This is a genomic window from Chloracidobacterium sp. (assembly GCA_015075585.1).
Lineage (GTDB): Bacteria > Acidobacteriota > Blastocatellia > Pyrinomonadales > Pyrinomonadaceae > OLB17.
In genome coordinates this window covers 725,932-738,539 of sequence record JABTUB010000001.1, presented here as the reverse complement: position 1 = coordinate 738,539, position 12,608 = coordinate 725,932, and the positions used below count along the sequence as shown (strand labels likewise).

Here is a 12,608-nt window from a genome sequence, read left to right as displayed (position 1 = left end):
ATTGATCTGGCCCCGCTGGCACGCTATGCGGCGGGCGAGACTTTTTGCAGGATGATATCACCAAAGGTCGCCGTTTGCGTAAGCCTAACATCCTCAGTTCGCACTATCTCAAGCACAGCGACAAATGCGGTCACAAGCTCACGGTGAGTCGGCATCTCTTCAAAGAATGAGAGCAGGCTGATCTCACCAAGCTCGAATATTCGCCGCTTGAGGGTCTTGATCATTTCAGACAGCGAGATCTCTTCACGTTCGATCTCCATTTGCACAGCCTCAGCGTGCCGTGCAGCGATCTTTTGAAAGACGGTCAGGAGGTCGAAGACAGTCGCGCTGATCTCGGCATTATTCTCGTCCTCGTCGATCTGGCCGCGTGTGAACGTCGCCTGCTCAATGGTCGAGCGTTCATGCAGCATACCGGCGGCCGTCTTGAACTTTTCATACTCAAGCAGACGGTCAACGAGTTCCTTTCGCGGATCGTCGAACTCTTCATCATCCGGATCGGCCTTGGGGTCGCGCGGCAGAAGCATCTTCGACTTGATCTCGATGAGCGTGGCGGCCATCACGAGGAAGTCAGCCGCGACCGCAATATCGAAACGCTTCATGAGCTGTATGAACTCAAGATACTTCCGCGTTATCCGTGCGATCGGTATATCAAAGATATTCGCCTGCTCCTGTTTTATCAGATACAAAAGCAGATCGAGCGGCCCCGCAAAGCCGCCGATCTTCAGCTTAAGCTGGTCACTGCCGCTGCGGACGATCTCGGGCGATTCCTTAAAGAAATCAAAGCTGAATTGTGTAAGTTCTTCGCTCAAGTCGTCGTAATTTTCGCACCGTTCAGCGCTGAAACCAACCAATTTCCCGCACGGTTCACGGCCGTTCCGGTCATCATTTGATGATCTCGAGTGCCTTTTCCAATGGCCGAGCAACGACAGCCTTGTTGCCGACCTCGACGATCGGCCGCTGAATAAGATTCGGGTCGGCCGCCATTGCCTTGATCACATCACCATCCGGCGTCTCATTTGAAAGACCCGCCGCTGACGCTCCGCGCACCATTTCGATCGGGCGCATACCGGTCTTCTTTATAAGCGCCGCAAGCCCCGCTTCGGTAAATGGTTCATTAAAATAATTGACCTTCTCGTAATCAATGCCGTTTTCACGAAACAGCGTCGCAAGATTGCGGCAAGTCGTTCACGTAGGCTTTTCGTAAACCGTAATTCTCGTTTCCATATTCGAAATTTCCTTTGATCCGCTGAGCTGATGTGTCGCTGAACCGTTCACTTCATCGGTCTTAAGATCGGTATCGCTCGCACGAACGCCTTTGAGTGTATCAAATACCGCGCAAAGATAGTAAAATCATCTCAATTGATGTCGAAGGCCGCCCATCGAGCCGGTGTTCGACGTTATGCGCGGGTTATATGTTAAAGATCCATAACTCTTTGACAGAACAGATCGAAGAATTTCGCCCCATCGGCACGGGCGGCGAGGTCAAAATGTACACCTGCGGCCCGACCGTCTGGAACTACGCCCATATCGGGAACTTTCGAACATTCGTATTTGGTGACGTGCTGCGGCGCTATCTGAGGTATAAAGGCTTTCGTTTGACGCACGTCATGAACCTGACCGATGTGAACGACCGTATCGTATCCGAAGCGGAGGTTCGCGGAATACCTCTGAACGAGCTGACAGATCGTTTTATTGAGGTTTTTTGGGAAGATATGCACTCGCTCCATTGCGAGATCCCTGAGTTTGCACCGCGTGCTACTGACCACATTGATGACATTGTCGAGCTGATCGAACGCCTCATCGCCAATGGCCACGCATACGAATCACAAGGCTCGGTTTACTATCGCGTCTCGTCATTTGAAGGCTACGGGCGGCTGACGAGGGTTCGAGTTCACGATCCCGCGGACTGCGAACGCCTCGACAAGGACCGCTATCGAAAGGAGCATGCGTGCGATTTCGTCCTTTGGAAATCTGTTGATAAGGACGACCCTGTCGGCTGGGAATCGCGTTTTGGCAGAGGCCGTCCGGGCTGGCACATCGAATGCTCGGCGATGGCAATGAAGTATCTGGGAACAAGCTTCGACATTCACGTCGGCGGTGTTGACCTTAAATTTCCGCATCACGAGAATGAGATCGCACAGAGCGAAGGTGCTACAGGCCGGCCATTCGTAAAATACTGGCTGCACGGCGAGGTGTTGAACATCAATGACGAGCGGATGTCGAAAAGCTCGAACAATGTTTTTACGCTGCGTGACCTCACGCGGCTTAATTACGATCCGCTGGCGGTGCGTTATCTTCTGCTTTCGGTTCCTTTTGACAAGCCGCTTAATTTCACGCCGGACAACCTGAATGGTGCCCAGAGTACCGTTGCGCGCATACACGATTTCTTTCATCGGATGCGCGAGGGCGAGTTCGAGCCGGGCGGATGCCCGATTTTTCAAGAGAAGGTCCGCAAGTTCCTCGCTGCATTCGAAGATGCGATGGACGACAATCTGAACACTGCTGCCGCTCTTTCGGCCCTGCACGGATTGATCCGCGAAGTAAATATCTCATTGTCCGATTCGTCGCTTCTTTCTGACGATCGGGACGCAGTTCTGGCGGCTGTCGCAAAGTTCGACTCGGTTTTAGCGATCTTCTGCAGCGGCCGTAAAGAAATGCTCCCTGCCGAGATAGAGGAACTTATAGCACAGCGTAATATCGCGCGGCGCGATCGTGACTTTGCACGGGCAGACGAGATCCGCGACATGCTCCTCGCCCGCGAGATCGTCCTCGAAGACACGCCCTCCGGTGTGAATTGGAAGAGAAAGAAGGGGCCGGAAAAGTGCCTGTGTGAAGTCGCCTTCAACGGCTAAGCTTACGCCTTGTAAAGTGCTATTACGTACGCTTCTTTTAATATAATATTCGCTTATTTTTGCGTATAAAATGTAAAGATTTGTCAAGCATTCCCCAAACTCTTGACACTCGCTTGCAAAAAGGTATTTCTCTGTGTTCTATTATGCTTTAACCACTAAAATCACGTTTACGTAAAGTAGGTCGATTGGAGCTAAGGGAACAACACAAGCATTTCGCAAGGCAGCATCAACAGGGAACGTCGTGGACTGTTGCCGCGATGAATGTGTTATTTACCCGCCCGATCGAACGCGTCATACCGAGCGTGATCAGCTTACGCAATGCATTGATCGCATTCCGGCGGCAGGCTCCCTGAACAATTTGTTGGTGCGGAACTTGTACGCACCATTTTTAGGACGGTTTCGACCGGGCTGATAATTCTCGACACCATTGGTATGTGACAAGAAGATCTCAGCAATTTGCAGTTGAAAACAAATTGGCGATACGCCATTCAGCGGCCGGCACCGAGATATTCCATCGGCACAGCCGCGAATGCTCGTATCGATTTCAGGCAGGCTTTGCCGCTTCGGCGTGACCTTACAAGGGTCCAAGCTCGAAAGCACAAGCAATTTATTTTTATTAGCGTAGTTCAGCTCGCCTTTATTTGGGCTTAACTACTTTGACCCAAAAACCATAAGTAAAGGAAGTCTCATCAATATGAATCAAATACGAGCCGCGATGAAAATCGCTTTGTACACGCTGTTGATCTGTGCTTTCTCGTTAATGGTCGTCCAGAATGCTCCTGCTCAATCGCAGGCGCTGAACGGCCAGATCGAGGGTACGATCACTGACAATTCAGGCGGCGCAGTTCCTAATGCAACAGTTGTCATCAAGAACACGCAAACCGGCACAACACGAACCGTAACGACGGATAACAGTGGCGTCTATCGAGCACCGCTGCTTCCGCTCGGAACATATCAGGTCACGGTGGAGGCACCGAACTATAAGCGTCTGGTTCGCGAAGGCATCACTTTGACGACCGGCCAAACAGCATCGGTGAACGGTGTCCTTGAGGTCGGCGATGTTTCAGCGACGGTTACCGTGAACGCTGACGCTCCGATCGCGGATTCAGCAAAGATCGACGTTGGGCGTGTAATGAACGCAAGAGAGGTTGAGAATCTGCCGCTTGTTTCACGTAACCCTTATAACTTCGCACTGCTGCAGGCAAACGTTACGGGCCGGCCGAATATCGAGTTCGGCGTTCCGCGTATCAACGCGAACGGCTACACGCGTCGTACGAACTATCAGCTTGACGGAAACAACAACACGCAACAGGATCGCGGCGGCATTCGCCTCATGCCGATCTCTGACACCTTTATCAGTGAAGTTCAACTCGTAACGAACGGGTTTGCACCTGAGTTCGGCAACACGCCGGGACTGATCATGAACGCGATCACTCCGTCAGGCACGAACTCACTTCACGGTGAGGCAAGTTATCGTTTTCGCAGGACGCCGATGTCATCGCGACCCTTTAACACCTCGCCCACATCGCTAAAGCCGAAGACCAAGGTTGATGATATTACGGTTGGGCTTGGCGGACCGATCATCAAGGACCGCTGGCACTTTTACACCGGTTATGAATGGGTACAGCGCGACCTCGGCGGCGAGCCGCAGCGTGTTATTACGATCACACCTGCGAATCAACAGGCCTTGATAGCTGCGGGCGTCTCGGCATCTGCCTTCCCGACCGCGATCCCTGCGGCGCAAAAGGTGAATTTCTTCATTGTCAGAACTGACGCACAGTTGACCGAGAACCATCGCCTGACAGGTCGGTTCAATTATTTTAAGAACATTTCTCCGGATAACATTGGCGGCGGTTTGACAACACTCGAACGAAGTATCGACTTCCTCGACAAGTCCTATTCATTAGGCCTTCAACTCGTTTCGACCTTCGGGCCGCACTTCCTCAACGAGCTGCGATATCAGTATGCAAAACGCGATTCGCGAAACGTAGCGAACGGTCATTCCGGCACGGGCCCGAGCATCGTGATCACGGGCATTGCGAACTTCGGAGCTCCTGAGAATGCCGACACTATCGCGCCGCTTGAGATCACTAACCAGATGCAGGACAACCTCACCTGGACGAATGGCGATCATGTGGTAAAGGTCGGATTCGGCTTCAATCACATCGCGGACACACGCCGCTCGAACTCTTTTGTCCGCTACACATTCTCGAGCATTGCCAACTATGTCAGTGCAAAAAACGGCAGCAATCCTTTCTCCTATACGCGTTTCGATCAGATATTCGGCGACACGAATATCAAATTCAACAGCACGTTCTATAACTTCTTTGCTCAAGATGACTGGAAGATCACGCGGAAACTGAAACTTAATTACGGCGTTCGCTATGATCTTTATGACATTCCGAAGGCAGACGAATCGGCAGTATATGAGCCGTCTCGACATTTTAATGTTGATAAGAACAACTTTGCACCTAGACTGGGTTTGGTCTATGGAGTGAGGGACGGCAACCATCCGACAGTAATTCGTGCGAGCGCGGGTATTTACTTTGATACGGTCTATCTGGATATGTATCAGAGGGCTCTTCAGGGTAACGGCAGTCCGAAATCGTTTACGATCTCATTCACAAACCCGACACTGCCCGGAGCACCGGGATTTCCGGGCAATGTTTCGACCGGCACTCCGCCGCGACAGAACATCACCGGCATTGCATCTGACTTCGAAAACATGTATGCAATTCACGCGAACGTTCAGGTCGAGCAGGCATTGACGCAAGACCTCTCGTTCACCGTCGGCTATATTCATTCGAGCGGACGGCACATCCCGATCTATAGGAGCATCAACCGTATAAATCCTGTCGGCACCCTTGCTGACGGTCGCCCGATCTTTAGCGACACGATCAGCGCCGCGACAAGAATGGATACGCGCTTCAACGACATCCTTATTGCAGAAGCCTCAGGCAACTCGAATTACAACGCCTTTACGGCTCAGTTGAATAAGCGTTTCTCACGAGGATATCAGTTCAGCGCGAACTACACGCTCTCGAAGTCAATGGACGATGCACCCGAGCAGAACCTTGTGGCAACACAAGCGGGCGGGCTTGTTCAGCAGGATCCGACCAACCGTAGGCGTGACTACGGCCCGTCGCTTGCTGACCAGCGTCACACATTCGTACTGAGCTTCGTCGGCCGTCCGGACTTCCACTTTGAGAGTAAGGCATGGAACTATGTGCTGAACAATAATCAGTTCGGTATCATTGCGACAGCCAACAGCGGCGAGCGCTTTAACATCATTGCCGCTACGGACATCAATAAAGACGGATTCAGCGGCACCGACAACCCGGTCGGGATCATCCGCAATTCAGGCGTAACCCCGAAGCAGTTCAACATTGATCTACGCTATTCGCGGTTCATCCCGTTCACCGAGCGGTTCAAGCTTGAAGTTCTCGGAGAATTCCTCAACGTCTTTAACATCAACAGCATCTATCAGATCAACAGCCTCACGGTAACGACAGATGCACTCGGAAACCCGACCGGTCCTCTGCCCGACACGACCAATCGTCCGGTAACCTCACTTGATTCCCGTCAATTCCAGATCGGTTTCAAGTTCCACTTCTAACGAAGTGAACCACTCGCCGGAGCTTTGTCATGAACAGAGCTCCGGCGAATTTATTTGACCCTTTCCACACTGGTGACGATGCATACTACTAAGCCTGAAGAACCGCCGATCGAGAAGCCCGATGAATGGTGGTACAAAATATATTTTGCTGTCATGATCACGACGATCGTCGTCATCTCAGCTCTCTACGCCTTTACACATTACTTTTCGAGCTAGAAACAAATGCAATTCTTAGATTGGGCGGTTGTCGTCGGATATTTGGTGTATGTGATTTGGGACGGCATCCGAATGACCAAGCACAGCGGCAACGTCGAGGGTTATTTCCTTGCTAATCGCAGCCTGCCGTGGTGGGCCGTGGGGCTTTCTGTCATGGCGACGCAGCTTTCGGCCATCACGCTTGTCGGAACGACCGGTCAGGCGTATTCCGACGGCATGCGCTTCATTCAGTTCTACTATGGCCTGCCGCTGGCAATGGTGATCCTGTGCGTAACGGCAGTGCCGTTTTTCTATCGCGCAAAGATATTCACTGCCTACGAATACCTCGAGAAACGCTTTGATGCCAAAACGCGGAGCCTTACGAGCTTCTGCTTTTTGCTGTCACGCGGCCTGGGCGTAGGCGTGATCATCGCGGCACCATCCGTTATCCTTTCGATCGTGCTCGGCTGGCATGAGGTAACGACGATCTTCGTGATCGGACTCTCAACGACAATTTACACCATGATCGGCGGTGTGCAGGCGGTAACGTGGACGGACGTCAAGCAGATGTTCGTCATTTTTTTCGGCTTGTTCGTTTGTATTTATGTCATAGTTTCACAATTTCCGCAGAACATCTCACTTTCCGACGGACTTTTCCTTGCGGGTGCAACGGGTAAATTGACGACCGTTGTAACAGACTTTGACCTTAAGGAAAAGTACACGCTTTGGTCGGGATTGATCGGCGGATTGTTCTTGTTCCTCTCATATTTTGGCTGCGACCAGAGCCAAGTTCAGCGGTTTTTGACCGCCAAATCTGTATCGGAGGGCCGCACGTCATTATTGATGAGTGCGTTCCTTAAGATACCGATGCAGTTCATGATCCTTCTAGTCGGTATCCTTGTTTTTGTTTTCTATCAATTCACGGCGCCCCCGATGGTCTTCAACCAAGTTGAAACAGAAAAGGTGGCGAATACGGCACAGTACAAAGTGCTTGAAGAACAATTCGATGCGGCACACGCACGACGCGCGGAAGCAGCGACCAATTTTGTACAAAGCAAGTCCGATACAGCGCGGCAGCAATATATCGATGCCGACAAGGCTTTTAATGATTCGCGCAAGAATGTCGTCAACTATGTAAGAGATTCGACGGGAAATAAGAGCTTCAACGACGTCAACTATGTATTTCCCACGTTCGTCGTCCAAAACATGCCGATGGGCGTCATCGGCTTGATAATCGCCGCGATCTTTGCGGCAGCAATGTCGTCGATATCAGCGGAACTTAACGCTCTGGCGACGGCTACGACCATCGATTTTTATCGACGCCACTTCAACACTAGCGGCACTGACAAACAATATGTGCGTTTTGGCAGATTGGCGACCATGGCATGGGGCCTCTTCGCCTGCGTGGTGGCAACATATGCCACCAGCCTCGGTTCTTTGATCGAGGTGGTCAATAAATTCGGTTCCTTCTTCTACGGTTCGCTTCTCGGAGTATTCGTGCTTGCATTCATAGTTAAACGTGCACGTGCCCGCGGAGCATTTTTTGGCTTGATGCTCGGCATAGCTTCGGTCTGGATCGCCAGCCTGTTTACCGACATCGAGTTCTTGTGGTTCAACGTGATCGGCTGCCTTGTCACAGTGTTGACCGGGTATTTGATCAGCTTAACAGTTAAAGGAGAAAATAATGCGATCAATGCTTAATAAATTTACGGCTTTTTTTCTATTGCTCCTACTGATCTGTCTCAACATTTCCGGCCTTTTTGCACAGGTTCGCCCGGTCTATGACATGGGCGCGATCGGCCTCGGCCAGCAGTTAAAAAGGTTACAGACCACGGCAAGTGCGATGCATACCGGTGCGCACCCGGACGATGAGGACTCAAACCTGATCGCATATCTTGCCCGCGGTAAGAACGCACGCACAGTGTACCTTGCACTGAATCGCGGCGAAGGCGGCCAGAATGTTATCGGGCCGGAGCTTTTCGAACCGCTCGGCGTTATCCGCACCGAAGAACTTCTTCAGGCTCGTCGTCTCGACGGCGGCCAGCAGATGTTCACCAACGTCATGGACTACGGCTTTTCTAAGAAGCGCTCTGAAGCCGCCCGCATTTGGGGCGAGCAGCCGACGCTTGCTGAAATGGTCCGCGCGGTGCGTACATTCAGGCCGCTCGTCATCATTTCTCGATTTACCGGCACACCATCGGACGGACACGGACAACATCAACTCGCAGGTTATCTTACGCCGCTTGCATATAAAGCCGCAGCCGATCCGAATCAGTTCCCGGAACAGATCCGCGAGGGCCTTCTGCCGTGGCAGGCAAAGAAACTATACGTCGGACAGAGCTTTAACGCTCCCGATAGTGAGCCGACATCCGTGCGTCTGAGCACCGGCGAATATGACCCGCTTATCGGCCGCTCCTACGCCGAGATCGCTTCGGAAGGACGTAGCCAGCATAAGACACAGCAGATGGGCACGATAGAACGCCGCGGCGCACAGTTCTCCGGCGAAAAGCTGCTCGAATCAACAGTAACGGGCAATTCCAAGACCGACATTTTTGACGGTATCGACACATCGATCAAGGGAATTGCATCCATCACAAATGACAATGAGAGTGGGCTTGCCGATCGCCTCGCGGCACTTCAGGAAACAGCCGAAACGGCACTGCGCGACTATGACGCGTATGCTCCGTCAAAGCTCGTGCCCGTTCTTGCAAAGGGTGTAACGCAGGCACGCGCGGCAAAGGAAGCGACAAAGAATCCTTATGCCAAGGCATTGCTCGAAGAAAAGGAGCAGGAATTTTCACATGCTCTGCAGACCGCTGCCGGTATCGTCGTCGATGCATTGAGCGATACGGATACGATCGTGGCGGGAGATTCCACACAAGTAACGGTCAACGTTTTCGGTGCAAATGCAAAGGTCGGGAAGATCACTTTGAGCACCCCTGAAGGCTGGAGCGTTGCCGACTCTACGGCTCCGAAAACGGGGGGCAACAATTTCTTCTTTCGCCCCGAGACGGCCGATCACTCCACATATCTGAAACTGACAGCGGCGGCAAATGCCTCGCCGACACAGCCGTATTGGCTTGAAAAGCCGCGAACGAATTTTACGTTCGATTGGTCGGCCCCCGACGCAGTAAAGAACGCTCCGTTCCAGCATCAACTCGTTACAGCGAGTGTTCCGCTTAATATCGGCGGCGTCGATATCACGGTGGCTCAGCCGCTGCAATATCGCTATGCAGATGGTGTGCGCGGCGAGATCAGGCGTGACTTGAACGTGGTTCCGCTTGTAACACTTGAACCGGACACCAATCTCATGGTCGTTCCGACCGGTGCTCAAAAGCAGACGAAACGTGTGGTCGTCTCGCTTACAAATAATGCCCCGCGTCAAACCGCCGGCACGATCGATCTGAGTTTGCCGGCGGGATGGACCGCGGTACCGGCATCCGCAAACTTCGACCTCGCGACAAAGGGCTTGAAGACAGCGGTTGCATTTGACGTGACGATACCCGCAGGTACAAAGGCCGGCAAATATGACGTTACTGCGGAGGCGAAGGTCGGCGGAAGCACCTACGACCGTTCGATGCAAGAGATAGAATATCCGCATATTCAGACGCACAGGCGTTACCTGAAAGCAACGGTAACGACGCAGGTCCTCGATCTGAAGGTCGCACCCGTTAAGGTTGGTTATGTGATGGGCAGCGGTGATTCGGTACCGGCTGCGATAGCACGCATGGGAATACCGGTCACTATGCTTGAAGAGAAAGATCTTGCGAGCGGCGACCTTTCCAAATTTGACGTAATTGTTGTCGGAATTCGTGCGTCTGAAACACGGCCGGACTTTGTCGCTAACAACGGACGGCTGATCGACTTTATGCGCAATGGCGGGACGCTGATCGTACAGTATCAGCAGAGCGTCTATACGCAGAAGAATATGCTTCCGTTCGACGCAAAAACTGAATCTGCAATTAACGGTGTGCAGCGGATCTCGAACGTACGCGTTGTTGATGAGAACGCACCGGTAAAGATACTCGTTCCCGACAATCCGATCTTCAACTATCCGAACAAGATCGTTAACAGCGATTGGGATAATTGGGTTCAGGAGCGAAACCTATACACGCTCAGCCAGCTCGATGCCAACTACGTGGCGCTGACCGAAACGGCTGACGAAGGTGAAGCACCGGTTACCGGCGGCCTCGTCTATGCAAAGGTCGGAAAAGGATTGTACGTTTACAACGCATATTCGTTCTTCCGACAGCTTCCCGCGGGAGTTCCCGGTGCCTACCGGCTCTTCGCAAACATGCTAAGCCTGCCGAAAGCTCCTAGAAAGTAGCAGGCCGACTTAAAAATAACGGGCCGTAAGGGCGGGCGTTGATCGTCCTTACCCTTACGGCCTAAACACAAATGATCGGAGAATTACCAACAGTGTCATCTGAGAATATCGAGAAATTTCCTGCCGCCAGCTATACCGAGAACGTACTGGCGGATTGTTTTGAGGATGCGAAACGCTATTTCCTCGACGCCCTGATACAGGTCGATCGTGCCCACGGCGTAATGCTCGCACGGCAGGGCATCATCACCCGCGATGAGGCAAAGATGCTGATGGAAGCGGTCAAAAAGATCGACCTCGATGCTGTTCGCGCGGCAAAATACGACGGCACATACGAGGATCTCTTCTTTTTGCTTCAACGCGAATTAGCGGCGAACTGCGAAGATAAAGAGGTTGCCGGCAAGCTGCATACGGCACGAAGCCGCAACGATATAGACGTTACGATCTACCGCCTGCATTTGCGCAAGGCTGCGTTAAAACTGCTGAACGATACGATGGATCTTCGCCGCGTCATGCTCGACCTCGCCTCGCAGCATCATGAAACGCTGATACCGGCGTACACGCATACACAGCCGGCACAGCCTTCGACCCTCGCACATTTTCTGCTTGCTATCGCCGAGAACCTCGGGCGTGACATAAAGCGGCTGCAGCGTGCCTTCGAAAATATGAACAACGGCCCGCTCGGAGCATGTGCTATCACAACGACCGGTTTTCCGATAGATCGTGATATAACGTCCGATCTGCTCGGCTTTCAGCGGCCGACCGTCAATTCCTATGCATCGATCGCATCTATCGACTACTTCACCGAATTACTCGGTGCGGTCAGTGCTCTTCTTGTAAATGTCGGCAAGTTCGCGCAGGAATTCTTGCTGATGGCAATGCAGGAATTTGACGTTATCGTTCTCACCGACGGCTATGTGCAGGGTTCCTCGATAATGCCGCAGAAGCGAAATCCCGTGGCGCTCGAACATATCCGCGCAATAGCGAGCAAAGGCCTCGGACAGGCGCTCGGTGTACTGACGGCAGTTCACAACACACCTTTCGGAGATATTAACGATTCCGAGGACGACATACAGCCGCTGATCGCAAGCGCCGTCCGTGACGCCTCGCGGTCGGTGTCGCTGTTTGCGAACAGCCTCAGATCGGCAACATTCAACCTCGACACGCTGCGAAAACGCGCGGAGGCTAACTTTATCACCGTTACAGAACTGGCTGACACGATCGTGCGCGAGGAGAACCTGTCATTCAAGGTCGCTCACAAGATCGTCGGGAGCGCAGTAAGAGCGGCCATTGCGGCGGGCGGTGATGCGATCACGCCCGATATCTTGCAGACCTCGGCTCAAGAGGTTCTGGGCCGAAGGCTTACACTCAGCGATGAAGACATCGCACGCTCGCTGACCGCAGAGAATTTCGTCAATATCCGGACGATCTTCGGCGGAACTGCGCCGAAGGAAACGAAACGTGCGTTGGGCGTTGAGCGTGATGCAGAGGCTGCTGATGACAAATGGTTCGCCGAAACGACAACGCATCTGAAAGAGGCGGCCCGACGGCTTGACGATGCGGTCAATGAGCTTATCGGCTGAGGCGGCCTGCTCGCGTGGATCCGGCGGCGTGAGGCAAT

General features: G+C 52.7%; 8 protein-coding genes. 6 read left to right on the top strand and 2 right to left on the bottom strand.

Features of this window, described 5'->3' with window-relative positions; genetic code table 11:
- Window positions 1-23: 23 nt before the first annotated feature.
- Window positions 24-809 (bottom strand): segregation/condensation protein A, encoded by a 786-nt coding sequence (locus HS105_03330; protein MBE7515631.1) that lies wholly within the window; start codon window positions 807-809, stop codon window positions 24-26.
- Between the two features lie 73 nt (window positions 810-882).
- Window positions 883-1,065, bottom strand: a complete 183-nt coding sequence (locus tag HS105_03325) for a hypothetical protein (protein ID MBE7515630.1) — start codon at window positions 1,063-1,065, stop codon at window positions 883-885.
- 347 nt (window positions 1,066-1,412) lie between these two features.
- On the opposite strand from HS105_03325, the gene HS105_03320 reads away from it, so the two are divergent.
- The 6 genes from HS105_03320 to argH all read left to right on the top strand — a co-directional run bounded on the left by HS105_03320 (window position 1,413) and on the right by argH (window position 12,570).
- Window positions 1,413-2,852 (top strand): cysteine--tRNA ligase, encoded by a 1,440-nt coding sequence (locus HS105_03320; GenBank protein MBE7515629.1) that lies wholly within the window; start codon window positions 1,413-1,415, stop codon window positions 2,850-2,852.
- Window positions 2,853-3,567: 715 nt separating this feature from the next.
- Window positions 3,568-6,468, top strand: coding sequence for a TonB-dependent receptor (locus tag HS105_03315; GenBank protein MBE7515628.1), 2,901 nt, complete (start codon window positions 3,568-3,570; stop codon window positions 6,466-6,468).
- A 78-nt stretch (window positions 6,469-6,546) separates the two neighbouring features.
- Window positions 6,547-6,684, top strand: coding sequence for a hypothetical protein (locus HS105_03310; protein MBE7515627.1), 138 nt, complete (start codon window positions 6,547-6,549; stop codon window positions 6,682-6,684).
- Window positions 6,685-6,690: 6 nt separating this feature from the next.
- The gene (locus tag HS105_03305; GenBank protein MBE7515626.1) at window positions 6,691-8,364 is read left to right on the top strand and encodes a sodium:solute symporter; all 1,674 of its coding nucleotides are present in this window, start codon (window positions 6,691-6,693) and stop codon (window positions 8,362-8,364) included.
- Complete coding sequence (locus tag HS105_03300) at window positions 8,357-10,990, top strand: PIG-L family deacetylase (protein MBE7515625.1); 2,634 nt, start codon at window positions 8,357-8,359, stop codon at window positions 10,988-10,990. The genes HS105_03305 and HS105_03300 overlap by 8 nt, the downstream gene beginning before the upstream one ends.
- Before the next feature lie 92 nt (window positions 10,991-11,082).
- Window positions 11,083-12,570: an argininosuccinate lyase gene (gene argH, locus HS105_03295; protein ID MBE7515624.1), complete on the top strand. Its 1,488-nt coding sequence runs from the start codon at window positions 11,083-11,085 to the stop codon at window positions 12,568-12,570.
- The last annotated feature ends 38 nt before the right edge of the window (window positions 12,571-12,608 follow it).